The following is a 24508-nucleotide window of genomic DNA, read 5'->3' as shown; positions in this document are numbered from 1 at the left end:
TCGCCATGGCCCGCCTTCGCGTTCCCCATCTCGTACTGTCCTGTGCGGCGTTAACCGCGCTGGTGACCGGCTGCTCGCTGTCGGGTTTCGGTCCGACGAAGGAGGCTGAGCGGACGTACGCCGTGCAGGGCAAGGTCACCGCGCTCTCGGCGACGACCCACGGCGGGGACATCGAGGTGGTGCCCATCGACGCCGGCGGGTCGGTCAAGGTGACGGAGAAGTACGAGTACACCGAGCAGAAGCCGTCCCCCGAGCACGGGGTCAAGAACGGCCGGCTGACGCTCAAGGCCGAGGAATGCGGTATGCGGCGCAAGTGCGCGGTGAACTACCGGGTTCTGCTGCCGCGCAACGCCTCGGTCGACCTGCAGACCAGCGGCGGGGACATCATCGTCCGCGGCGCCTCGGGCGGCATCGCCGCGGAGACCAGCGGCGGCGATATCACCGTCACCGACTCGGCGGCCCGCACGGCGAAGGCGAAGACCAGCGGCGGGGACGTGGACCTCGCGCTGTCCACGGCACCCGACGAGGTGACGGGCCGCACCAGCGGGGGCAGCGTCACCATCCGCCTGCCGAAGGGCGGCTCCTACGCCGTGGACGCCTCGACCAGCGGCGGCACCCGCAAGGTCTCCGTCCCGGCGGACGACGGCTCCCCGCACAAGGTGACGGCACGGACGAGCGGCGGTGATGTGTCCGTGGTGACCTCATGAGGGGGAACCGCCGGGGGCGTTCCCGGGCAGGAGCGCCCCCGTCCCCGGCCCGGTCAGCCGACGGTGACCTCCGCCGTCAGCCTGCGGTCCGCCACGCTGTGCGCCGCCTCCACGCGGTAGACGCCCTTGATCCGGCGCCAGCCGCCGTCGGCCGCTTGCCCGCCACCCGTCGCTCCCCCGCCATCCGTCGCTTCTCCGCCGTCGCCCGCTTCCCAGACCGCGAAGGCCCGGTCCGGCAGCGGGATTTCGGCCTCCGCGCTCTCCCCGGGACCGGCCTCGACGACCGCGAAGCCGGCCAGCCAGCGGGCCGGGCGCTCCGGAGCGTCAGGGGCGGCGTCCGCAGTGGGCGCCAGATAGATCTGGACGACCTCGCGGCCGGGCCGGTCGCCCGCATTGCGGATCCGCACCCGCACCGAGTCGGGGGTGGTGTCCAGCGACTCGTACTCCCAGTCGGTGTAGCCGAGTCCGTGGCCGAAGGGGTAGGCGGGCGCGGGTGCGGAGCGCGGCCGACCGCGGTAGCCGATGTGCACCCCTTCGGAGTAGACGAGTTGACCGTCGTCGGGGGTCACGGTGGTGACCGGGGCGTCGGCGAGCCGGGCCGGCCAGGTGGTGGGGAGCCGGCCACCCGGCTCATGGGCACCGAGCAGGACGTCGGCCAGCGCCGCGCCGGCCTCCTGGCCGGGGAACCAGCTCAGCAGCACGGCGGGGACCTCGGCGCGCCACGGAAGCTCCACCGGGGAACCGGAGTTGACGACCACGACCGTGTGCGGGTTGGCGGCGGCGACCCGGGTGACCAGCTCGTCCTGACGGCCGGGCAGCCGCAGATCGGTGCGGTCGAAGCCCTCGGACTCGGTCTCCTCGGTGGTGGCGACGACCACGAGCGCGACATCGGCGCCGGCCGCGGCGCGGACCGCCTCCGCGATCTCCGCATCGGCGTCCGGCTGCGGTTCGCGGTGGCCGAGGGCGAAGGCCGGCGAGGCCGGGCTGCCGTCCGGCTGCGGACCGTCCGCCGCGCACCGCAGGGAGATCTCGACGCTCTCGCCCGCCGTCAGCTCCGCCGTCATGCACCGCTGGGCGGGGCGCAGGTACGCCTCGAAGGGGTCGCTGCCCTCGGACGCGAGGCGGCCGTCGAAGAGGACCGCACCGCCGACGGTCAGCCGCAGCTCGCCGGTGCCGGAGACCGCGAGGGAGTGGCTGCCGGTGAGCCGCGGGAGGTAGCTCCCGGTCAGCTCGACGGCGCTCAGGTCCTGCCGGGTGACGCCCTCGGGCAGGCGGCCGGTCACCTGCACCTTGCCGTCCGCCTGCGGCGTCTCCGCCAGCACCCGGCCGTTGGCGGCCAGGTAGCGGGCGCGCAGCGTGAAGCCGTCGCGGGCGTGCGGGACCCGGGTGTGCGGATCGGCGCCGACGGCGAAGGTCACCTCGACGTCGTCGGGGAGCGCGGCACGCAGCCCCTCCAGCGGGGAGACGACCGCGTCGGGGAAGACGGTCGCGGAGCCGCCGCCGAGAACCCGGGCCTCGCGCGCGGCCGCCCCGATGACGGCGACCCTGCCCAGGGCCGCGGCGTCCAGCGGCAGGGCCCGCCGCGCCCCGCCCACCGGCTCGTTGCGCAGCAGGACACACCCCCGCCGGGCGATCTCGCGGGCCACCGCCCGGCCGTCGATGCCCTGCGGGACACCGGCCGGGCCGACCGCGGCCGGCACCCCGTCCAGGCATCCGGTGCGGGCGGCGAGCAGCAGCACCCTGCGCACCGCTTCGTCCACCTCCGACTCTGCCACCTCACCCGCACGGACGACCTCGGCGAGGGGCGCGCCGTAGACCGTACGGGGCCCGGGCATCGCCACGTCCAGGCCGCCGCGCAGGGCGCGCACGGTGTTGCGGGCGGCCGTCCAGTCGGAGACATTGACGCCGTCGAAGCCCCATTCGCCGCGCAGCACGTCCTGGACCAGCGCCCGGTGTTCGGTCATGGTCGTGCCGTTGACCCGGTTATAGGCGGTCATGACGCCCCAGGGGCGGGCGTGTTCGACGATGTGCTCGAAGGGCGCGAGATAGAGCTCGCGCAGCGGGCGCGGGGCGATGCGGTTGTCGACGGTGAAACGGTCGGTCTCGGCGTCGTTGCCGACGAAGTGCTTGACCGTCGTGCCGACGCCGCCTTCCTGCACACCGCGCACATACCCGGCGCCGATCGCGCCGGTGAGCAGCGGGTCCTCCGCATAACACTCGAAGTGGCGGCCGCCCAGGGGTGATCGGTGCAGGTTGACGGTCGGCGCGAGGAGGACGTGCACGCCCTTGCGGCGGGCTTCCTGGGCGAGGAGGTGGCCGGCCCGGCGGGCGAGCGCGGGGTCCCAGGTGGCGGCCAGCGCCGTGGGGCTGGGCAGCGTGACCGAGGGGTCCTCGGCGTTCCACTCCCGGCCCCGCACACCGACCGGGCCGTCCGACATCACCAGTGACCGCAGTCCGATCGCCGGCACGGCCGGGAGGGTCCACATGTCCTGGCCGGACAGCAGCCGGACCTTGGTGTCGAGGTCGAGCGCGGCGAGCGCCCACTCCACCACTGCGGTGTAGTCCTGCGCCTCGCCGCAGTCGTGCGCCTCGCCGTAGACGTGCGCCTCGCCGCAGTCGTGCGCCTCGCCGTAGACGTGCGGCTCGCCGCGGGCGCGGTGGTCGGCTTCGGTGGGGTGGTGGGGCTGGGTGTCGTCGGTCATGCGGCTCTCCGGTGCTCCCTGAATGGACGTGCGGCCCCCCTTGCCGCGATTCTTGCTGTCCCACCTCCCAACCGGTAGGCGTCGTTACTTTTCCGATACACCAGCCGTACGGGATCTCCACGCGGGAGTTACGCTCGGCCGGTGACTGCACCAGACCAGGACAGATCCCACGGTGGCGGGGCGGGCACCCGGCGCGGCGGTGGCGGGCGGGAGGCCCGGAGCGCGGAGCGGCGGGAGGCCATCCTGCAGGCCGCCATGGAGCTCATCGCCGAGCGCGGCTACCGCCGTACCTCACTCGCCGCCGTCGCCGAGCGGGCCGGACTGACCCAGCAGGGGCTGCTGCACCACTTCCCGACGAAGCAGCTGCTGCTGGTCGGCGTGCTGGAGGCGCGCGACCGCTGGGACCTGGCCTCGGCCGCCGTGGCGTCCGGCACCTTGCGCACCGACGCCCTCGCCCAGCTCGTCGACTACAACGCCACCCGCTCCGGCATCGTCCAGACCTACACGGTGCTGTCCGCCGACAGCGTCACCGAGGACCACCCCGCCCGCGCCTTCTTCGAATCCCGCTTCCGCGCCGTGCGGGCCTCGATGGCCGAGGTGCTGCGGGCCGAGTACGGCGACGCGCTGCCCGGCGGCCTGTCCGCCGAGCGGGCGGCGCCGCTGCTGGCCGCCGTGATGGACGGCCTGCAACTGCAGTGGCTGCTGGACCCGGAGGAGGTGGACATGCCGACGGCGTTCCGGGACTTCCTGGCGCTGCTCGGGGCGGGCGAGGGTCACGGCGGCGGGTCCGGCGAGGACGGGCGGGGAGCGGGGCCCGGCGACCAGCCGGGAGCGGGGCCCGGAGCAGGGTCCGGCGGGGAGCTGGGCGGGGGCTGATCCTCCGAGCCCCGGCGGCCCGGCGCCCCGGCGCCCCTGCGCCTCCGCGCCCCCGCGTCCCGGCGCCCCTGCGTCCGGTGCCCCCGGCGCCCCCTTCATCCCTACCGGGCGGGTGCGAGGCAGGACATCGTCACCTTGTCCCCGCCTTGCCCCCGCCTCGTCCCCGCCGTATTGGATGTCAGCGATCAACTCCCCGTCGGCGCGCTGGTCCTACTCCGCGCGCGGCGGGGCAAGGGCCAGGGCACGCCCGGGCGCCGGCCACCGCAGCCCCTCCCTCTACCGCCCCGCGGCGCACACCGCTTTACTCGCCCCCATGAGACGCATACGTACCAGGAGGGGCGCGCTCGTTGTCGCGCTGCTGGCCGCCGCCACCCCGCTGTGCCTGACGGCGCCGGCCACCGCGGCCGCCCCGGCGGATGTCACGGTGGAGGAGGGGCGGCTGACGCAGACCGCGCCGCAGGAGATCCTGCGGCGCAGCGGATTCGACGCGGTGGAGCGGGAGTTCGGGCACGGGCTGGCGCGGGTGACCGGCTACGGCGAAGCCCGGCGCTATGTCGCCGGCGAGGGACGGGCGCTGTGGCGGCGGGCCGTGGATCGGGCGCAGGGGCGTGGGCCCGACGGCGGGGATCTGAGCCGGGACGACGACCGGCCGCTGTACTGGGCGCGGCTGGGAATGACCAGGCAACTACGGCAGTGGCAGCCGGACTTCGGACTGACGGCGTCCGAGCGCGGAGCCCTCCTCGGGTCGCTGGAGCGGGGCTCGCGCGGTCAGGACTCGGTCGAACTGCCCGCGGACCCGGACGTCCTGCGGATCGTGGTGACCGGATTCGACCCGTTCCAGCTGGACGCCGACGCACGGCGCAGCAATCCGTCGGGGGCGGCGGCGCTCGCGCTGGACGGGACGACGGTACGTACCGCCTCCGGGGAGCCGGCCCGGATCGAGACCGCGGTCTTCCCCGTACGCTGGGCCGACTTCGCGGACGGCACGGTGGAGCGCACCCTGCTCCCGCACTTCCGGAGCGGGCCGCGGCAGGCCGATCTGTTCACGACGATCAGCCAGGGGCGGCCCGGCCGGTTCGACATCGAGCGGACCAACGGGGCCTGGCGGGGCGGCTATCCGGACAACGCGCGGGAATCCCGTACGGAGACCGTGCCGATTCCGGCAGGGGTGCCGACCGTGCGGCCGCAGCCGCAGTGGACGACCACCAGCCTGCCCTACGCGCGGATCGTGGCGGCCCGGACCGGGCCCTTCCCCGTGGTCGACCACACCGAGGTCACGGAGATCCCGGCGGGCGGCACCGGGCCGGTCGACCGGCCGGACGGCCCCACGCCCGGGTCGACGGCCCGTGCCGGGGGCGGCGGTGACTATCTGTCCAACGAGATCGCCTACCGGGCGACCCTGTTGCGGGACGCGGTGCGCCCGGCGCTCCCGGGCGGGCATCTGCACACCCCGGTGCTGGAGTTCGGCCCCGGCAACACGGACCCGGCGCACGGCCAGGTCACCGACCCGGACTTCGTCCACCACCGCATCGCGATCACCGAGCAGGTACGGGCGATCCTGACGGTGGCGGCCTCGGAGACGGTGGCGGCCTCGGAGACGGCGGCAGCCTCGGAGACGGCCGCGGCGCGGGGCGCGCGGAGGTAGTACTCCTGTCACCGGTTCCGGGGGGCGGCGGCCGGGCCCGCCAGGCGCTCAGGGCAGGCAGCGGGCACGTACGACGGCGCGTCGCAGCGCCGCACGGCAGGCCCGGGCCGCCGGGTGACCTTCGCTGCCGTGCCGTACGGCCGTGAAGAGCCGCCGGGTGCTGCCGCCGCCCGGCAGCGGCAGCGGCGGCACGGTCGGCGCGCTCCCGCCCCACAGCAGGTGAGGCAGGAGCGCCGCCGCGTGCCCCTGCTCCACCAGCCGCAGCTGTACCAGCAGATCGGGCGACTCGAACCGCACGTCGGGCTCGAACCGGCCTGGCGGCACACGGCCGTCGCCCACCGCCGGGACGCGGTGCCCGTCGGTTCCATGACCCACGGCCGGCCGTTGAGCGCGCGCAGCGCCGCCGCCGGGTCGTCCGCCGGGTAGGCGCTGTCGGGCGGCAGGGCGAGCCGCATCTCGTCGCCGCACAGCTCCACCGCGTCCACCTCGGCGGGGCGGGCGACCGCGTGCCCCGGGTACTCCTCCGCCACGACCAGGTCCACATCCCGCGCGAGCAGGGCGGGCAGGCGGGCAGCGCCGCCTCCGGCTCCGCCTGTACGACGTGGACACGCAGTCCCGGGTGTTCCTCGCGCAGCAGGGTGAGCGCCGGCGGGACGAGCGCCGGCACGGCCGTCCGGAAGGCGGCGACCCGCAGGGTGCCGGTGACGGCGGCCGGCGAGGCGGCGATATCGGCCTCGGCCCGCTCCAGGCGCTCCAGGCGCTCCAGCAGAACTTCCGTGTGGGCCACCAGGATCTCGGCCTGCTCGGTCAGCCGTACCCACCGCCCCACCGGCTCCAGCAGCACCACACCCACCTCGGCCTCCAGCACCGAGAGCTGCTGCGAGACCGAGGAAGGACTGTACGAAAGGGGCCGCCGTGACGGCGGTGAGAATGCGCGGTGCTTGAGCTCGCACAACAGCCGCAGCCACAGCCGCAGCCGCAGCCGGTGGAGATCGAGCATCTCCGGTCCAGCGCCCTTCCCTCGTTTCGCATCCGTTCGGGTTTTCCGGCGATTGCCGCTCGAAAAGATGTGCTGGACCGTGGGGCGGCGGTACGGCAGCGTGCTCCCCATGCCCACCACTGACTGGTACGCACGCCCCTCCGCCCGCTCCTGGACCTGTCCGCCCGCGCCGCGTGAGGCGATCGGATTCCACGCCACCCTGCCCGGTTACGCTCCGACACCGTTGCGCGAAATACCGCCGCTGGCCGAGGAGTTGGGAGTCCACCGGGTGTTCGTCAAGGACGAGTCGGCCCGGCTCGGCCTGCCCGCTTTCAAGATCCTGGGGGCGTCCTGGGCGATCCACCGGGCCCTGGCCGAGACGCCCGGCGAACGGCTGGTCACCGCCACCGACGGCAACCACGGTCGCGCCGTGGCCCGTACCGCCCGGCTGCTCGGCCTGGCCGCCGAGGTCTTCCTGCCCACCGCGGTGCATCCGGCAGCGGCCGCCGCCATCGCGCATGAGGGCGCCCGCGTGAGACGGGTCGACGGGTCGTACGACGACGCCGTACACCGGGCCGCCGACGCCGCCGCGCGCGCACCCGGCGCCGTCCTCGTCCAGGACACCGCCCTGCCCGGCTACACCCGGATACCCGGGTGGATCATCGAGGGCTACGCCACACTGTTCGACGAGACCGATGCGCAACTGCGCGCGCTGGGCGCCGGACCCGCCGGGCTGGTGGCCGTCCCCGCCGGCGTCGGCTCACTGGCGCAGGCCGCCGTCAGCCACTACCGCGCCCCGCGGGACACCCCGCCGCCGTCGTTGCTGAGCGTCGAACCGGACACCGCCGCATGCGTCCTGACGTCCCTCACCACCGGCCGCCCGACCACCGTTTCCACCGGCACCACCATCATGGCCGGGCTCAACTGCGGCACGCCCTCCAGCGCCGCCTGGCCCCTGCTGCGCGACGGGCTGGACGCCGCTGTCGCCGTCACCGACGCCGAAAGCGCCCGCGCGGCCCGCGACCTGCAAGCGCTCGGACTCTCCTCCGGACCCTGCGGCGCCGCCTCGCTGGCCGGCGCCCGGGCCGCACTGACCTCCGCCGCCGAACGCCGCGCGGCACTGGCGGAGCACAGCACCGACACGGTCGTACTGCTCAACACCGAGGGCGCGGACGCCAACCCTCACGGTTCAAGCGCCCTGTAAGCGGCGGTGATGCCGAGCGCTGGGCGCCGAGCGCTGGGCGCCGAGCGCTGGGTGCCGAGCGCTGAGGTCCGCGCAGCCCGCACCTGCTCCGGCGTGCTGATCATCAAGAGGGGGCGCACCAGTCCGGCGAACGGCCGAGAGCCGCCAGGATGTTCTCCAGTGGGCCCGTGCCGTGCTCCCCGGACAGCGCCGGGCCGAAGGCGCTGCCCGGGGCCAGCCGGAAGTCGTCGTCCGGGACGGCGTGGGCGATCGGCTCCGCGGCCTGCAGGAGTTCGGCATCGGGTGTGTACGTGAGGCCCAGGGTGCGGGCGACATCCCAGCTGTGCACCACATAGTCGATGAGGTGGAAGCCGATCGCGCGGGCGGCGGGGAACGTCTGGGCGCGGCTGAATTCCGGGAGGGTGAACACACGGTCGGGGCTTTCCACGGTCGCGAAGGCGGCGATGGCCCGTTCGGCCGCGGCGCGGTACTGCGCGACGGGGTCCTCGTCGAGCGGTCCGACCGACCAGTGCGACAGGTCCTGTCCGTGCCCGAGCGCTGCCGCCGCGAACCCATTGTGCTGGGCCGTCATATGGGCGAGCAGATCGGCCAGCGTCCATGCCGAGCAGGGGGTCGGTCTGCGGAGGTCGCCGGGGGTCGTCCGGCTCATCAGCGCCACGCTGTCCCGGACCGCCCTGGCGTCCAGGCGCCGGAGCCCTGCGAAGTCCGCATGCGGTGCGGGCGCATCCTCGATCTCGCTATTCATACGCATGCACCTACGATCTGCATGAGCACATAATTTGTCAACGGGTATTTTCTTGACCATGGCCGAGAGCGCAGCCGAAGACGAAGTCCAGAACACAGGCGAGAACACCGCCCAGAACGCAGCCGAGAACGCAGCCGACGGCAGCACCGCAGCCGAGGGGCGGCCGGCCCGTCCCGATCTGGCAGCGATGGTCGTGCCCCTGGGGCGTGCACTCATGGCCGCCGAGCAGCCGGTCCTGGACGCATACGGTCTGACGATGTGGGCGTACTCGGTCCTGCTGCACCTCGACGAGACACCGATCCGCACCCAAGCGGCGCTGGCCGAGGCCATCCGGGCGGACAAGACCCGCATCATCGCCGTCCTCGACAACCTGGAGGAACGGGAGTTGATCCGCCGGCAGCCCGACCCCAAGGACCGTCGGGTGCGTCTGCTGTCGCTCACCCCCGAGGGGCGGCGGCTGCGGGATGCGGCGCAGTCCGCGATCCAGCAAGGCGAGGAGCGGCTGCTCGCCCAGCTGCCGGAAGCCGACCGCGCCGGCTTCCTCAAGGGGCTGCAGGCCTTGTCGGCACTGCCGGAACTACGGCGTGGACGAGGCTCGTCGGCTTCCTGACTTCTGGATTCCTGACTTCCGGCTTCCCGCTTCCCGGCTTCCCGCTTCCCGGCTTCCCGCTTCCCGGCTTCCGGCCTCGCGGCTTCCCCGTCCGGGCCCGGCACCGGACGAAGCACCGGACGAAGCACCGGACAAAGCCCGGACGAAGCGCCGGACGAAGCGCCGGACGAAGCTGACGCCCGCCGCCCGGGCCTACAGCGGCAGGACGACCCGCATCGTCAGGCCACCGCCCTCGCGGGGCCGGGCCGTGATCGTCCCGTCGTGCGCCCGCACCACCGAACGCACGATGGACAGCCCCAGCCCCACCCCCTTGTCACTACCGGTCCGCTCCGTACGCAACCGCCGGAACGGCTCGAAAAGGTTCTCCACCTCATAGGCAGGCACCACCGGACCCGTATTGGAGACCACCAGCACCGCACACCCCGGCTGCGGCTCGGTCGTCACCTCCACCCACCCCTCCTCCGGCACGTTGTACCGCACCGCGTTCTGCACCAGATTCAGCGCAATCCGCTCCAACAACACCCCATTGCCCTGCACAAACACCTGCTCACGCACCCCCCGCAACTCCACCCCCTTGGACTGCGCCTCCTCACGCGTCTGCTCCACCGCCTGCGAAGCCACCTCCGACACATCCACCGGCTTCTTGTCCACGACCTTGTTCTCACTGCGCGCCAGCAGCAACAACCCCTCCACCAACTGCTCACTGCGCTCATTGGTCGCCAACAGCGTCTTCCCCAGCTGCACCAGCTCCGCCGACGCCCCCGGATCCGCCAGCTGCACCTCCAGCAACGTCCGGTTGATCGCCAACGGCGTCCGCAACTCGTGCGAAGCATTCGACACAAACCGCCGCTGCGACTCGAACGCCCGGTCCAACCGGTCCAACATCTCGTCAAACGTGTCCGCGAGCTCCTTCAGCTCGTCATCCGGACCCCCCAGCTCGATCCGCCGATGCAGATCCGAACCCGCCACCCGCTGAGCAGTCCGCGTAATCCGCCCCAACGGCGACAACACCCGACCCGCCATCGCATAACCAAAAGCGAACGCCACCACCGTCAAACCCAGCAAAGCCAGCACGGAGCTGTTCAGAAAGGTGTGCAGGGCCTGTTCGCGCTGGTTGCGGAGGCAGCGGCCGATCGCCGAGTTGATCTCGTCGAGCGTCCCGACCGGCGGCAGGTCGGGACAGCTGATGTTGCCCAGCCTGACGTTGCTGCCGAACACCCTGAACTCCGGGGTGCCCTCCTTGAGGGTCCTGGCCGCCAGAAAGTAGATGAGGACGAGCAGCACGACCCCCGCCATCAGGAACATGCCGCCGTAGAGCAGGGCGAGCCGTATCCGGATGGTCGGCCGCAGCCACGGTGCCGGACGGTGGTCCGGCGGCCGGGGAGCCCGGATGGGCTGCGGTGGTGCGGCCACCGGCGCGGACGGCGGGGACGACGAAGAGGACGGGGACGGCGGTACGGAGACGGTCACGGTCATCAGCCCCGCAGACCCGGAGAAGCGGGCACGGCGACCGGTACCGGGACGGGGGTTGGGCGCACTGCTGGTCCTTCCTCAGATCCCGTAAGGCACACGACAGTTGCCCCACAGCACCCATCCTGCCCAAAGGACCCGTAAACCGGCAGTAAGCAACGGACCGGCTCCCGGACCAGCGCATCTCCCGTACGGCGCTCCCGTCCGGCACTCCCCCGGACCAGCGTTCCCCGGACCGGCCCCCTTGTCTGCCCGGGTCTGCCCGGCCGGCCTCGCGCCTGCCCGGTCTGCCCGGCCGGCCCGCGTCCGGCCGGCCGGGGCCCGGCCTCAGCCCTGTGCCGCCTCGGGCGCCAGCACGTCCAGCTCGGCCAGGGTGGGGTAGGACGGCTGGGCGCCCGGCTTGGTGACGGCCGCGGCGCCCACCCGTACGGCGAAGCGCGCCGCCTCGGGCAGCGAGTCGCCCCGCGCCAGGCGGGTGGCGAGGGCGCCCGTGAAGGCGTCGCCGGCGCCGGTGGTGTCCACGGCCTTGACCCGTACGCCGGGGACGTCCGTGGTCCCCGAGGCGTCCAGGACCAGCGCGCCGTCGCCGCCGAGGGTGACCACGACGGAGCGGGCGCCCCGCTCGCGCAGCGCCTGCGCCCACGCGGCGGGGGTGCCGTCGGCGAGCCCGGAGAGCTGCCGCGCCTCGTGCTCGTTGACCACCAACGGGTCGGCCGCCGCGAGGAGTTCGGGGGTCAGCGCGGCCGCCTCGGGTGCCGGGGAGGGGTTGAGGACGACGCGGGTGCCGGCCTGCCCGGCGGCCGTGGCGGCGGCCCGTACGGACTCCATCGGGATCTCCAGCTGGAGGGAGACCACCGAGGCGGCGGCGATGGTGTCCTTCGCCGCCGCCACGTCCTGCGGGGTGAGGGCGGCGTTGGCGCCGGGCGAGACCACGATGCTGTTGTCGCCGTCCGGGTCGACGAGGATCATGGCGGTGCCGGTGCGGGCCGCGTCGTCCACGATCACCGGCGTGACATCGGTGCCCGCGTCGCGCTGGGCGCCGAGCAGCAGTTCGCCGTAGGCATCGCCGCCGACCCGCGCCAGCAGCGCGGTGCGTCCGCCGATCCGGGCCGCGGCGGACGCCTGGTTGGCGCCCTTGCCGCCGGCCGACTCGACCAGATCCGTGCCGGTCACGGTCTCGCCCGCGCCGGGCCGGCGCCCGACCCGTACCGTCAGGTCCGCGTTGGCCGAGCCGACCACCAGGACGTCGTACATGCGCCGCTCTCCCATTTCTCTCCTCCGTCGTGGCCCGGCGACCCGCCGGGCCGCACTCTCAGCCGTCGAACTTCGCGGCGTTCTTCGCCGTCACCAGCACCACCGGCACGCGGACCGACTGCGGCAGCTTCTCACCGCGGGAGGCCTTGAGCGCCCAGTCCACGGCCTGCTTGCCGAGGAGTTCCGGCTGCTGGGCGACGGTGGCGGTCAGCGTGCCCTTGCGGACCGCCGTGACGCCGTCCGGTGTGCCGTCGAACGCCACCACCTTCACGTCCTTGCCCGAGCGGCCGCCCAGCGCCTTGGACGCGCCCAGCGCCATCTCGTCGTTGGCGGCGAACACCCCGCCGATGTCGCGGTGCGCCTGCAGCATGTTGGTCATCACGTCCATGCCCTTGGTGCGGTCGAAGTCCGCGGGCTGCCGGGCGACGACCTGGATGCCGGGGTATTTCTTGATGCCTTCCTCGAAGCCCTGACCGCGCTCGCGGGCGGCGGAGGTGCCGGCCTGGCCCTCCAGGAAGGCCACCTTGCCCTTGCCGCCGAGCGATTCGGCCAGCGTCTTCGCGGCGAGCCGGCCGCCCGCGACATTGTCGGAGGCGATGGTCGAGCCGACCTTGCCGCCGTTGACACCGCGGTCGATGGAGATCACCGGCACCTTCGCCCGGTTGGCGACGCCGACGGCCGGGACGGCGGCGTCCGAGTCGACCGGGTTGATGATGGCCGCCTTGACGTTCTGGCTGGTGAACGTCTCCATCTGGTTGATCTGCTGGGTGGGGTCGTTCTGCGCGTCGGTGATGTTGAGGTGCAGATGGCGGGCGTCCGCCTCGGCCTGGGCGCCCTTCTTGATGCCGACGAAGAACGGGTTGTTCATCGTGGACAGCGCCAGCCCCAGGTCGGTGTTGCCTCCGCGGTCGCAGCCGGCCAGCCCCAGGGCGACGGTCGCGGCCAGCCCGGCCGCCAGCGGAATCCGGAGCCGGGCGGTCCTGCGCGCGGTCATCCTGGCGGTCCTTCCCTCGGTCCGTCCCACGGCCCGTCCCACGGCCCTTCCCTCGGTCCGTCCCACGGCCCGTCCCACGGCCCGTCCCACGGCCCTTCCCCCGGTCCGCCCCACGGCCCTCCGGGCGCTCATCGCGCGCTCCGGCGGCGCAGCGTGTCCAGGAGCACCGCCAGCGCGATGACCAGTCCGGTGGCCACCTGCTGCCAGAACGCCGACACGCTCAGCAGGTTCAGGCCGTTGCGCAGGACGGCGAGGATCAGCGCGCCGATGAGGGTGCCTGAGGCCTTGCCGGAGCCGCCGGAGAGGCTGGCCCCGCCGATGACGACGGCGGCGATCGCGTCCAGCTCGTAGCCGGTGGCGGCCTGCGGCTGGGCGGAGGTGAGCCGGGCCGCGAGCACGATGCCGGCGACCGCGGCGAACAGCCCGGACAGCGCGTAGATGACGAGCTTGCGGCGCTTGACGTGGATGCCGGAGAGCCGGGCCGCCTCCTCGTTGCCGCCGATCGCGAACATCGCCCGGCCGGTGTATGTACGGGCCAGGACCAGCGCGGCGATCAGCCCCATGGCGATCATGACGAGGACCGGCACCGGCAGCCAGCCGCCGAGGGTGTCACCGAGCGCACCGACCGAGCCGGGGAAGGCGATCGGCGTACCGCCGGAGATGACCAGGGCCAGACCGCGGCCGACCGAGAGCATCGCCAGCGTGGCGATGAAGGCGGGCAGTTTGCCGTAGGCGACCAGCGCGCCGGAGACCAGACCGGCCCCCGCACCGACCGCCAGGCCGAGCAGGACCGCCATCCAGACGGGCAGGCCCTCGTTGGTGGCCGCCCAGGCGACGACGGTGGCGGCGAGACCTGCGACCGAGCCGACGGAGAGGTCGATGCCGGCCGAGACGATCACGAAGGTGACGCCGAAGGCGAGGATCGCGGTGACCGACGCCTGGACGCCGACATTGAGGAGGTTCTGGCCGTTGAGGAAGTCCTTGGACAGCACCGCCATCACCACGACCAGGGCGATCAGTCCGCCGAGCGGGCCGTTTCTGAGCACCGCCCGGGAGAACCACGCTCCCGCGCCGTCCCGGTCCGGGGCCCGTCCCACCGCCTCGGCGGCGGCTCCCGTCTTCACCTCAGTGGACATCGGAGCCCTCCATCGCGCTCTTGTCGTTGTGCTTGGTGCTCGTGCTCGTGCTCGTACTCGTGCTGGTGCTCGTGCCGTGCGGGGACTGGAGGGCCAGCTCCATCACGGCGTCCTGGGTGGCCTCGTCGGCCGACAGCTCTCCGGCCAGCCGGCCCTGCGACATCACCAGCACCCGGTCGCTCATACCGAGCACCTCGGGCAGATCGCTGGAGATCATCAGCACCGCGCGGCCGGACGCGGTCAGTTCGTTGATGAGCTGGTAGATCTCGACCTTGGCCCCGACGTCGATCCCGCGCGTCGGCTCGTCGAGGATCAGCAGCCTGGTGTCCGCCAGCAGCCACTTGCCGATGACGATCTTCTGCTGGTTGCCGCCGGAGAGGGTGCGGGCGCTCTGCCCCAGCCCGCTCATCCGGACCTTCAACTGCCCGGCGACGGTGGCCGCTTCGCGCCGCTGCGCGCCCCGGTCCACCAGTCCGCCGCGGGTGTCGCGGTCGAGGCGGGCAAGGGTCAGGTTGTCCTGGAGGGAGGCGTCCAGGACCAGGCCCTGGCCCTTGCGGTCCTCCGGTACGAGGCCGAGCCCGGCGCGCATGGCGGCGCGGACATCGCCGCGGGCCAGCTCCTTGCCGTCGATCTCGACCGTCCCGGCGTCATAGCGGTCCACGCCGAAGATCGCCCGGACCACCTCGGTGCGGCCCGCGCCGACCAGCCCGGCCAGACCCACGACCTCACCGGCCCGCACCTCGAAGTCGATGCCCTCGAAGACCGGCCCGGCCACCGTGCCGTTGCGGGTCAGACCGCGGACGCGCAGAAGGGGCGCGCCCGGTACCTCGGGGCGCTGCCGGGGGTACTGCTCGGCGATGTCCCGGCCCACCATGAGACGGATCAGCTCGTCCTCGTCCGTCGAGGCCGGCACCTCCTCGACGGAGCGGCCGTCACGCAGGACGGTGACCCGGTCGCCGAGTGCGCCGATCTCGTCGAGGTGGTGGGTGATGAAGATGATGCCGACGCCGCCGTCGCGCAGCTCACGGACGATCTCGAAGAGGGTTTCGACCTCCCCGGAGGTCAGGACCGCGGTCGGCTCGTCCATGATCAGGACGCGGGCGTCCAGACTGAGCGCCTTGGCGATCTCGACCATCTGGAGGCGGGCGATGCCCAGTTCGGCGACCGGGGTGTTCGGGGAGACGTCGAGCCGTACGCGCCGCAGCAGCTCGGCGGCCCGGGCCCGCATCGTCTTCCGGTCAACCAGGCCGAGCGCGGTGCGCGGCTGACGGCCCAGGAAGATGTTCTCGGCGACGGTCAGCCCGGGGACGAGGTTGAACTCCTGGTAGATGGTGGCGATGCCGTGCCGTTCGGCGTCCTGCGCCGAGCGGATGGTGGCCTCGGCGCCGTCCACGAGGATGCGGCCCTCGTCGGGGCGGTGGGCGCCGGAGAGCATCTTGATGAGGGTGCTCTTGCCCGCGCCGTTCTCACCGAGCAGGACGTGCACCTCACCGGTGCGCAGGGTCAGGTCCACACCGTCCAGCGCGCGGACGCCGGGGAACGACTTCGTCACCCCCTCCACGCGCAGCAGTTCGCGGCCGCCCGGTTCGTCGTCGTTGACGCCGGTCATGCGCTGCCCCTCTCTTCCTCGGGTGGGTTGTGCGGTTACTGACTCGGGTGGCCCGCCCGGCCGGGGGAGCCGGGACCGGAGTGACGGTCCCGGGCGCCGGGCGGGCCTGCTCAGGAGGCGGGCGCCTCGCCGCAGGAGCGGCGGGTGACCAGCCGGGCGGGCAGCAGCACCGAGTCGGCGGGCCGCCCCTCGATGCGCTCCAGCAGGGTGTGGACGGCGGCGTGCCCGAGTCCGCGGGTGGGCTGGGCGATGGCGGTCAGCGGCGGATCGGTGTGGGTGAACCACGGCACGTCGTCGTAGACCACCAGCGCCACATCGTCGGGGACCCGCAGCCCGCGGGCGCGGAGTTCGTCCATCGCGCCCAGCGCCATCAGGTTGTCGGTGGCCAGCACCGCGTCCGGTGGTTCGGGGAGGTCGAGGAAGGCGCTCATCACCTGCCGGCCGCCGGTGTGCTGGAGGTCGGGGGTGGCGCCGACCCGCTCGTCGGGCAGGGTGAGGCCGTATCCGCCCAGCGCCGTACGGAAGAGGGCGAGGCGCTCGTCACCGGTCGGGGTGCCGGCCGGGGCGACGATGATCGCCGGGCGGCGGCGGCCGAGGGCGGCGAGGTGGGCGGCGAGCTCGGTGAGCGCGGCGCGGCCGTCGGCGCGTACGCAGGGGGCGTCGATGCCGGGCACGGCGCGGTCCAGCAGCACCAGCGGGGTGCCGGAGGCGACGACCTCGCGGAGCATCGCCGAGCCGGTGCCGGCCGAGCTGACCAGCAGGCCGTCGATCCGGCGGTCGAGCAGGGTGCGGATGTAGTCGTCCTGCTGTGCGGGCCGCTCGCCGGCGTTGCCGATCACCAGGCTGTAGCCGAGGCTGCGGGCCTCGTCCTCGACGGCGTCGGCCAGCTCGGTGAAGAAGGGGTTGGTGAGGTCGCTGATGATCAGACCGAGCGCGCCGGTCCGTGCGGTGCGCAGCGCGCGGGCGACGTTGTTGGGGCGGTAGCCCAGCTCCTGTACGGCGGCGAGCACCCGCTCGCGGGTCTCCGCGACCGGGCTGTGCCCGTTGAGAACCCGGGAGACCGTGGCGACGGAGACCCCTGCCCGTTCTGCCACATCCTTGATGTTCGCCATGGCGCCATTGCCGTTTCTGTCCGTGCGAGCGCTTCCGGTGCGGGGAGCGGCTTCGCATGATCGATGTGTAATCGATTTCGTGAGGGATTCGCGGGGGCTACGAAATCGATTACACGGGGCGCGCGTCAAGATGGGGTGAATGTTGGCTGCGTCACACCATGCGCCGCGTCATGGGCCAGGTCGTGTGTCACGCCGTACGTCGCGGTCATGCGTCGCGCCGTGCGTCAGGTCGTACGTCACGCCGTACGTCGCGGTCATGCGTCACAGTCCTGCGTCACATCGCGGTGCGGGAGGGCACGGGGCTGTCGAGCCCGGGCACTCCCCCGTTGGCCGTCCCGCCCCGACGGCGGGCACCGGCCGTGTCCGGACCCACGGGGCCCTCCGGCACCTACCGGGCGAACTGCCCCACACACGCGACGATCGCCACCAGCAGGCCCAGCACCCCGATGACCACCTGCCATCTGTCAGACGGCGCCCACCGGTCGCTCTCCTGCTCCGTGTCCTGATCGTCCATCGCTCCTCCTCGCTCCTCCGGACAGGCCCCGGAGACCAGGGCCCCCGCCGGCCGGCCGCCGGCGGAGCTGTGGGGAGGAACGTGGTGAAGCCCCGCCAGAATAACGCGAGTTGACGCCGCGTCGGCGGGAACCGGCAGACGCGCCAGGGGCCGCACCCGGTTCACGGGATGCGGCCCCTGGCCTTACTTCTCCTGGCTCACTTTTCCGAAGGCCGCAGCCTCCGGCGCCCGCAGCCTTCGCGCTCTCGACCTCCGGCGCCCTCGACCTGCGACGCCCTCGATCTCCGACATCGCGGCCTCCGGCGTCGGGCATCGGACATCAAGGAGGCCGGGCGCCGGGCATCGGACATTGGGGGCCGGGCGCCGGGCATCGGACATTGGGGGCCGGGCGCCGGGCGCCATGCGTCAGACGACGGTCAGCGTGACCTCGATGTTGCCGCGGGTGGCGTGGGAGTACGGGCACACCTGGTGCGCCTTCTCCACGAGGTCACGGGCGGTGGCCGCGTCGACGTTCGGGATCGCGGCGGAGATCTCGACCGTGAGGCCGAAGCCGCCGTCCGGGGTCTTGCCGATGCCGACCTTGGCGGTCACCCGGGAACCGGAGACATCGGCGTTCTCCCGGCGGGCGACAACGCTGAGCGCACCCTGGAAGCAGGCGCTGTAGCCGGCCGCGAACAGCTGCTCGGGGTTGGTTCCCGCACCGCTGCCACCCTGCTCCTCGGGCGGGTTGACGATGACGTCGAGCTTGCCGTCATCACTGGCTACGCGGCCGTCACGGCCGTTCTCAGCGGTGGCGACGGCGGTGTAGACGACATCGACGGACTGGATGGACATACCAAATCCTCCTGTGGTTCGCCGCGACTCGCGCCCACGGATCACGACGGCGTGCCGCCGAGCCTAACGGGCGGGGCAAGGGGCGGGGAGGTGCGGCGGGTTGGGGGTGAGTCGGATGATCCTGGGGCTTCCCCCGCCCCACCCCACCCCCGCCCCCAGGTCGTCGTCGAGCCGTCGTCAGCTGTCGAGGCTCACGATCATCTTTCCGGTGTTCTCGCCGCGCAGCAGGCCCAGGAAGGCCTCGACGCCGTTCTCGATGCCGGCCACCTTGGTCTCGCTGTACTTGAGCTCGCCGGAACGGATCCAGGCGGAGACCTCCTCGACGAACTGCGGCTGCAGCGCGGCGTGGTCGCTGACCAGCAGACCCTGGAGGCGCAGCCGCTTGCCGATCACCATCGCGAGGTTGCGCGGGGCGGGGCTCGGCTCCGTGGCGTTGTACATCGAGATCATGCCGCAGATGGCGGCGCGGCCGTGGACGTTGAGGGAGCTGATGGCCGCTTCGAGGTGGTCGCCGCCGACGTTGTCGAAGTAGACGTCGATGCCGTCCGGCGCGGCCTCCTTGAGCTGCTTGGCGACATCACCGTTCTTGTAGTTGAAGGCGGCGTCGAAGCCGTACTCCTCGACCAGGAGCTTGACCTTGTCGTCGGAACCGGCCGAGCCGATGACCCGGGAGGCGCCCTTGAGCTTGGCGATCTGGCCGACCTCGCTGCCCACCGCACCGGCCGCGCCGGAGACGAAGACGGCGTCGCCCTCCTTGAAGGACGCGACCTCCAGCAGGCCCGCGTAGGCGGTCAGGCCCGGCATGCCCAGCACACCGAGGTAGGCGGTGAGCGGAGCCAGCGACGGGTCCACCTTGGCGGCGCGCTTGGCGTCCAGCACCGCGTACTCACGCCAGCCGAGACCGTGCAGCACATGGTCACCGACGGCGAGGGAATCGTCGCGCGAGGCGATGACCTCGCCGACCGCGCCGCCGTCCATCGGCTGGTCGAGCTGGAAGGGCGGGACGTAGGACTTCACGTCGTTCATCCGGCCGCGCATGTACGGGTCGACGGAGAAGTGCTGCGTACGGACGAGGATCTGGCCCTCGCCGAGCTCGGGCACCGCGGCCTCGCGCAGGGCGAAGTCCTCCGGGGTGGGCCAGCCGTGGGGGCGGGCGACGAGGTGCCATTCGCGACCGGTCGTGGGCAGTGCGGACATAAGCGCGGTCCTCCTAAAGCTTCAGGTACTGAAACAACCATGCTCCTCGATATTTCATGTTGTCAAGTAAATGGGTATCCTCGTGTGTATGACCCCCCGCGCAGACTCCCTGACCGTCGAGGTCGTCGATCTCATCGGCACCGTCGTCGCCCGCTACTACGAGGAGTACGAGCTCGCCGCGGCCGAGCACTCCCTCACCGGCGCCCAGGCCAGGGTGCTCAGCCTGCTCAGCCTCGAGCCGCTGCCCATGCGCAAGGTCGCCGAGCGCCTGAAGTGCGAGCCGTCGAACGTCACCGGCATCGTGGACCGCCTGGAGTCCCGCGGCCTGGTCGAACGCCGCCCCGATCCGTCCGACCGCCGTGTCAAGCTCGCCGCCCCGACCGCCGAGGGCGCTCGTACGACCGAGGCACTGCGCACCTCGCTCCACTTCGCCCGCGAACCCCTCGGCCGCCTGACGGTCGCCGAGCGGACGCTGCTGAAGGAGTTGCTCCAGCGCATGCTGGGCGTCGCCCCCGAGTGAACCGGCACGGCCCAGCGGGTGCGACGGTCGCCTCGGGCGTTAGCGGGGCGTTAGCCGGACGTCGGTAGATCATCAACGGCGGGCGGCAGTCTTGCTCACGAACCCGAAGCGCTACCTGGAGAGAACGAGAAGACCATGTCGCACACCACGCTCCACCTCGCCCGCAAGGCCGCCGCCGCCATGGTGATCACTGTCGCCGCATTCGGGCTCACCGCCTGCCAGGACGGAGGCACCGACGCCGCCTCGTCCACCGCCTCCACCCAGGCCACCCAGTCCTCTTCCCCCAAGGCCAAGACCGCCCGGGACTCCGCCGGCGACGCGTCGAAGAGCACCCCCGCGAAGTCCGGGACGAAGTGCACCGACCAGATCAACTACGCGGGCGACTCCCGCTCCAACGCCGAGATCAACACCATCGGCGAGGACACCGGGCACTGCCCGGCGCCGGAGAAGGGCGACAAGCCGAAGGGCACCCCCAAGAAGCCCGGAACCAGCTGCACCGACCAGATCAACTACGCCGGCGACACCCGGTCCAACGCCGAGATCAACACCATCGGCGAGAAGACCGGATATTGCCCGCCGGTCAAGTGAGCCGGTGGCCCAGGACTTGTCCGGTCGATGAGGTCCGCAGCCGGACGGCGAGGGCAGTCAGGGCGCAGGCGCACCGGCCGCGCCCACTCCCGCCTCCGGCGCTGACTCCGCCCCCTCGCCTCCCCCTGCCCCAGCCCCTGCCTCAACTTCCGCGCCCTGCTGCGCACCGGCCACCCCGGAAGCACCCGGCTCCCCCGCAACGTCCGCCGTCCGCAGCCCCCGCAGCAGCGTCAGCGCCAGCACCGCGGCAAAGACCATGATGCCCGCGGCGCCCAGCACCGCCGTCCGTAGCCCGTCGGCGAACGCCGCCCGGGCCGCGGTCAGCAGCATCTCCCCGGCCCGGCCGGGGAGTTGACCGGCCACCGCCACGGCGCCCGCCAGCGTCTCCCGTGCCGCGTCCGACGCGTCCGCCGGAAGGCTCGAGGGCAGCGCGTCACCGATGTCACCGCGGTAGATCGCGCTCCCGACGCTGCCCAGGACCGCCATGCCCAGCGCGCCGCCCAGTTCGGTGCCGGACTCCAGTACGGCCGAGGCGGAGCCCGCCCGTTCGGGCGGCGCGAGGCCGATGGCCAGTTCGTTGCCGAGCGACATCACCACCACCAGGCCCGAGGCGTAGACCGCCGAGGCCACCAGGACGAACCACAGGGCCGAGCCCGGCTCCAGCCAGGACAGCCAGACGAAACCGCCGGCCGCGATGCCGCACCCCAGGGCGAGGACATAGGCCCGGTCCATCCGCTGGGCGAGCGCGGTGGCGGCCGGCGCCATCCCGCCCACCGCGAGGGTCGGCAGCAGATTCCACAGCGCCGCCTCCATGGGGCTCATGCCCCGTACGGACTGCAGGTACTGGGTGAAGAACACCGCACAGCCGACGATCGCGAACATCGCCAGCAGGTTCATCAGCACCGAGACGCTGAACCCGCGGTGCCGGAAGAGCTCCAGATCGAGCATCGGATGACGGGCGGTGCGCTGCCGGTGGACGAAGGCCGCGGCGGCGATCAAGCCGGTCACCAGGGCGAGGACGGGCAGCGCCGCCAGGCCGTCGCGGGCGATCTCCTTGACGCCGTAGACCACCGGCAGCATGGCGAGCAGGGAGAGCAGCGAGCCGGGCAGATCGAAGCGCCCGGCCGCCGGGTTCTTGAACTCCGGCAGCAGCAGCGGCCCGCAGACCAGCAGCAGCACCATCGCCGGGGCGTTGACCAGGAACACCGAGCCCCACCAGAAGTGCTCCAGCAGCGCCCCGCTGAGCACCGGGCCGACCGCGATGCCGCCGGTCACCGCGGCCGACCAGATCGCAACCGCCTTGCCGCGCTGCTTGGCGTCGTGGAAGAGGTTGCGGATCAGCGCGAGGGTGGACGGCATCAGCGTCGCACCGCCGATGCCGAGCAACACCCGTGCGGCGATGAGCATTTCGGCGCTGCGCGCGTAGGCGGCCACCCCGGAGGCGAGTCCGAAGAGGAGAGCGCCGGACAGCAGCAGCTTGCGGCGGCCGATGCGGTCGCCCAGCGCGCCCATGGTGATCAGCAGGCCGGCCAGGACGAACCCGTAGACGTCGAGGATCCACAGTTGCTGGACGCTGCTGGGCTTCAGCTCCGCGGTCAGGAACGGCACCGCGAAGTAGAGCACCGAGACGTCCATCGAGACGAGCAGGCAGGGCAGCAGGAGGACGCCCAGGGCGGTCCACTCCCGGCGGCCGGCTACCGGCTTGGATGCGTACGGTGTAAACGACATGGATGACACGGTAAGCAGGTTGCGCTTACGGTGCAAACAATAGTCCTGACAAGGGAGTTGGCGATGCGTCACACTAGTGCACCAGCCCTGTAGCCCTGGTGCACTGCCCTGCGTTGGTGTACGCGCTGAAGTGCGCTTTACCGCCCTCACGCCTCGCAGGGCTACCCTGCGTTCTTCTGGTGCACTAGTACGGAGGTCTCCTGTGGAGCAGTCGTCCCCACCGCCCTACCGCAAGATCGCCGACGCGATCCGGGGCCGTATCGCCACCGGCGAGCTGACACCGGGCGACCGGGTGCCCTCGACCCGGCGGATCACCCAGGAGTGGGGGGTGGCGATGGCGACCGCCACCAAGGTGCTGATGACGCTGCGTCAGGAAGGACTCGTACGGGTCGTACCGGGGGTGGGCACGGTCGTGGCCGAGCCGCAGCGGACCGCCCGCAGCGGCGGGCCCGCGCGGGAGCGGCGGCCGCGCGAGACGGACAGCGGGCTGAGCCGCGAGAGCGTCGTACGGGCCGGGATCAAGGTCGCCGATGCCGAGGGGCTGCGGGCGCTGTCGATGCGCCGGGTCGCCGCCGAGTTCGGGGTGTCCTCGATGGCGCTCTACCGTCATGTGGCCGGCAAGGACGAGCTGGTGCTGCTGATGGCGGACGCCGCGTTCCTCGACGTCGAGCTGCCCGAACCGGCGCCGGACGGCTGGCGCGCACGGATGGAGGCGGGCGCACGGCTGCAGTGGGAGCTCTACCGGCGGCACCCCTGGCTGGCGCAGTATCTGTCGATCACCCGGCCGCAGCCGATGCCACGGGCGATGGCGCTGGTCGAGTGGACCATGGCGCGGGTCCGGGGGATGGACCCGGTGACGCTGATCCACATGGCGCTGACGCTGCTGAGCTTCGTGCTGGCCACCGCCGCCGGCTTCGAGGACGATCTGGAGGCCGAGCAGGAGACCGGCATGGACCAGGCGCAGTGGATGGCCACGATGGAGCCGACGTTCGAGGGGATCCTCACCTTGGGCTCCTACCCCATGTACGCGGGGGCCTCGGCGATAGGTGAGGACGTGGTGAATCAGGACTCGCTCTTCGAGTTCGGGCTGGCCCGGCTGCTGGACGGGATGGAAACGCTCGTCGGGCGGTCGGCGACGGGGGCCGGTGACACCGACGGCGCCGGTGGTATCGACGGCGCCGGCTGAGCGCCCCGCCCGGCTCCCGCCCCGGGCCCCGCAACCTCCGCAGCCCCCGCCCCTCGGACCCCGCCCCCCGGTCCCCGACTCCCGGATCCGGGTCCCTGCCCCCTCCCCAGCCCCCCGGATCCCGCCCCATCCACGACCATGTCTGTCATGAACGGCACCGCTGACACCGACCCGCCCGCCGGCTCCGGAGCCCCGTCCGGCCTGCCGGGACCGGTCGCCTTCCAGCTCGTCCTGCTGCGCCGGATGGCCGACCACCACCCCGGCCTGGTCGAGGACGCCCTGCGCACGCTGCGGGCCTCCCGTGCCGACATGCGCGAGGCCAACCGCCGCTGGCAGGCACGGATGCACGCCCCGCGAGCGCGCGGCGGCGTCCAGCCGTATCGTGCGCTGCTCGGCACCCCCGAGAGCGTCACCACCCGCCGTATCGGCGACCTGACCTGCGAGGCCCTGGCCTGGGCCGTTCCGCTCTGGCCCGAGCTGCGTTTCGAGGTCCTGACCGGCACCCGGGGCGCCGTCTGGAACGCCTGGCTCGTCCGGGCACCCGGCGCCAGGGCCCCTGACCTGCGGACGACCGAGGATCTGACGCCCTGGTCGTGCACGGTCGACGAGGTCGCCCGGGCCTTCGCACCGGCCCGCCCGCGAGAGGGCAGCGCCCCCACCCGCTGGCAGCTGGCCTGCACCGCCCCCGGTCCCGACGGCACCCCCCGGGACATCGTCGCGGAATTCACCTGGGGGCTGTACCAGCGGCTGACCGGTTCGGCCCCCGCCACACCGGCCGACGGCCCCGGCCTCACTCCTTCGCCGTAACCGCCCCCGGCCCGTCCTGCGCCCGTCCCCCGAGCGGACCTTTCCAGCGGGCGGGCGGCCGCGCGCGACCGGAGGATGGCGCACGAGCGGT

Annotated in this window: 20 protein-coding genes and 2 pseudogenes; 10 read left to right on the top strand and 12 right to left on the bottom strand. The window is 72.8% G+C overall.

From position 1 onward, the window contains the following. Window positions 1-5: 5 nt before the first annotated feature. The gene (locus tag D9V36_RS30440) at window positions 6-707 is read left to right on the top strand and encodes a DUF4097 family beta strand repeat-containing protein (RefSeq protein WP_129296575.1); all 702 of its coding nucleotides are present in this window, start codon (window positions 6-8) and stop codon (window positions 705-707) included. Window positions 708-760: 53 nt separating this feature from the next. Here the strand turns inward: D9V36_RS30440 and D9V36_RS30435 are convergent, their stop codons facing one another. Continuing rightward, window positions 761-3409: a beta-glucosidase family protein gene (locus tag D9V36_RS30435; protein ID WP_129296574.1), complete on the bottom strand. Its 2649-nt coding sequence runs from the start codon at window positions 3407-3409 to the stop codon at window positions 761-763. A gap of 141 nt (window positions 3410-3550) precedes the next feature. Here D9V36_RS30435 and D9V36_RS30430 point away from each other — a divergent pair, with 141 nt between their 5' ends. Both D9V36_RS30430 and D9V36_RS30425 read left to right on the top strand, forming a co-directional pair. Continuing rightward, window positions 3551-4285: a TetR/AcrR family transcriptional regulator gene (locus D9V36_RS30430; protein WP_347239799.1), complete on the top strand. Its 735-nt coding sequence runs from the start codon at window positions 3551-3553 to the stop codon at window positions 4283-4285. Between the two features lie 313 nt (window positions 4286-4598). Further along, window positions 4599-5930: a pyroglutamyl peptidase gene (locus D9V36_RS30425; RefSeq protein ID WP_129296573.1), complete on the top strand. Its 1332-nt coding sequence runs from the start codon at window positions 4599-4601 to the stop codon at window positions 5928-5930. Window positions 5931-5978: 48 nt separating this feature from the next. Here the strand turns inward: D9V36_RS30425 and D9V36_RS43135 are convergent. Continuing rightward, window positions 5979-6930, bottom strand: a pseudogene (locus tag D9V36_RS43135) (LysR family transcriptional regulator). Window positions 6931-7039: 109 nt separating this feature from the next. Between D9V36_RS43135 and D9V36_RS30415 the strand changes: the two are divergent. Then, window positions 7040-8113: a pyridoxal-phosphate dependent enzyme gene (locus D9V36_RS30415; protein ID WP_129296572.1), complete on the top strand. Its 1074-nt coding sequence runs from the start codon at window positions 7040-7042 to the stop codon at window positions 8111-8113. A 103-nt stretch (window positions 8114-8216) separates the two neighbouring features. Here D9V36_RS30415 and D9V36_RS30410 read toward each other — a convergent pair whose 3' ends face one another. Further along, window positions 8217-8858: a TIGR03086 family metal-binding protein gene (locus tag D9V36_RS30410; protein WP_241721107.1), complete on the bottom strand. Its 642-nt coding sequence runs from the start codon at window positions 8856-8858 to the stop codon at window positions 8217-8219. A 58-nt stretch (window positions 8859-8916) separates the two neighbouring features. On the opposite strand from D9V36_RS30410, the gene D9V36_RS30405 reads away from it, so the two are divergent. After that, window positions 8917-9468, top strand: coding sequence for a MarR family winged helix-turn-helix transcriptional regulator (locus tag D9V36_RS30405; protein WP_129296570.1), 552 nt, complete (start codon window positions 8917-8919; stop codon window positions 9466-9468). A 192-nt stretch (window positions 9469-9660) separates the two neighbouring features. On the opposite strand, the gene D9V36_RS30400 is transcribed toward D9V36_RS30405, so the two are convergent. Beyond that, window positions 9661-10773 (bottom strand): sensor histidine kinase, encoded by a 1113-nt coding sequence (locus tag D9V36_RS30400; protein ID WP_241721106.1) that lies wholly within the window; start codon window positions 10771-10773, stop codon window positions 9661-9663. Window positions 10774-10858: 85 nt separating this feature from the next. On the opposite strand from D9V36_RS30400, the gene D9V36_RS41160 reads away from it, so the two are divergent. After that, complete coding sequence (locus D9V36_RS41160; RefSeq protein WP_164992855.1) at window positions 10859-11032, top strand: hypothetical protein; 174 nt, start codon at window positions 10859-10861, stop codon at window positions 11030-11032. A gap of 233 nt (window positions 11033-11265) precedes the next feature. Here D9V36_RS41160 and D9V36_RS30395 read toward each other — a convergent pair whose 3' ends face one another. The 7 genes and pseudogenes from D9V36_RS30395 to D9V36_RS30365 form a co-directional block, all read right to left on the bottom strand. Next, on the bottom strand, window positions 11266-12192 hold the full coding sequence (locus tag D9V36_RS30395; protein WP_129298792.1) for a ribokinase: 927 nt from the start codon (window positions 12190-12192) through the stop codon (window positions 11266-11268). A gap of 58 nt (window positions 12193-12250) precedes the next feature. After that, a pseudogene (locus D9V36_RS42260) lies at window positions 12251-14322 on the bottom strand (ABC transporter permease/substrate-binding protein). Then, window positions 14312-15931 carry a sugar ABC transporter ATP-binding protein gene (locus D9V36_RS30380; protein ID WP_129296567.1) on the bottom strand — a complete coding sequence of 540 codons (1620 nt, stop codon included), beginning with the start codon at window positions 15929-15931 and terminating at the stop codon, window positions 14312-14314. Before D9V36_RS30380 ends, D9V36_RS42260 begins: the two are co-directional and overlap by 11 nt. Window positions 15932-16041: 110 nt before the next feature. Then, window positions 16042-17043, bottom strand: a complete 1002-nt coding sequence (locus tag D9V36_RS30375; RefSeq protein ID WP_129296566.1) for a LacI family DNA-binding transcriptional regulator — start codon at window positions 17041-17043, stop codon at window positions 16042-16044. A gap of 388 nt (window positions 17044-17431) precedes the next feature. Beyond that, the gene (locus tag D9V36_RS42720) at window positions 17432-17557 is read right to left on the bottom strand and encodes a hypothetical protein (RefSeq protein WP_018088072.1); all 126 of its coding nucleotides are present in this window, start codon (window positions 17555-17557) and stop codon (window positions 17432-17434) included. Window positions 17558-17962: 405 nt separating this feature from the next. Then, window positions 17963-18391, bottom strand: coding sequence for an organic hydroperoxide resistance protein (locus D9V36_RS30370; protein ID WP_129296565.1), 429 nt, complete (start codon window positions 18389-18391; stop codon window positions 17963-17965). A 177-nt stretch (window positions 18392-18568) separates the two neighbouring features. After that, window positions 18569-19588 carry an NADP-dependent oxidoreductase gene (locus D9V36_RS30365; protein WP_129296564.1) on the bottom strand — a complete coding sequence of 340 codons (1020 nt, stop codon included), beginning with the start codon at window positions 19586-19588 and terminating at the stop codon, window positions 18569-18571. Window positions 19589-19676: 88 nt separating this feature from the next. Here D9V36_RS30365 and D9V36_RS30360 point away from each other — a divergent pair, with 88 nt between their 5' ends. Beyond that, window positions 19677-20108, top strand: a complete 432-nt coding sequence (locus tag D9V36_RS30360; protein WP_129296563.1) for a MarR family winged helix-turn-helix transcriptional regulator — start codon at window positions 19677-19679, stop codon at window positions 20106-20108. A 135-nt stretch (window positions 20109-20243) separates the two neighbouring features. Further along, window positions 20244-20696, top strand: a complete 453-nt coding sequence (locus tag D9V36_RS30355; protein WP_129296562.1) for a hypothetical protein — start codon at window positions 20244-20246, stop codon at window positions 20694-20696. 57 nt (window positions 20697-20753) lie between these two features. Here D9V36_RS30355 and D9V36_RS30350 read toward each other — a convergent pair whose 3' ends face one another. Further along, window positions 20754-22424 carry an MFS transporter gene (locus D9V36_RS30350; RefSeq protein WP_129296561.1) on the bottom strand — a complete coding sequence of 557 codons (1671 nt, stop codon included), beginning with the start codon at window positions 22422-22424 and terminating at the stop codon, window positions 20754-20756. A gap of 202 nt (window positions 22425-22626) precedes the next feature. Between D9V36_RS30350 and D9V36_RS30345 the strand changes: the two genes are divergently transcribed. Beyond that, window positions 22627-23610, top strand: coding sequence for a TetR/AcrR family transcriptional regulator C-terminal domain-containing protein (locus tag D9V36_RS30345; protein WP_129296560.1), 984 nt, complete (start codon window positions 22627-22629; stop codon window positions 23608-23610). A 147-nt stretch (window positions 23611-23757) separates the two neighbouring features. Beyond that, complete coding sequence (locus tag D9V36_RS30340) at window positions 23758-24417, top strand: hypothetical protein (protein WP_129296559.1); 660 nt, start codon at window positions 23758-23760, stop codon at window positions 24415-24417. Window positions 24418-24508: the final 91 nt, after the last annotated feature.

The organism is Streptomyces lydicus (assembly GCF_004125265.1).
Taxonomy (GTDB): domain Bacteria; phylum Actinomycetota; class Actinomycetes; order Streptomycetales; family Streptomycetaceae; genus Streptomyces; species Streptomyces lydicus_C.
This window is presented reverse-complemented; position numbering and strand designations above follow the sequence as displayed.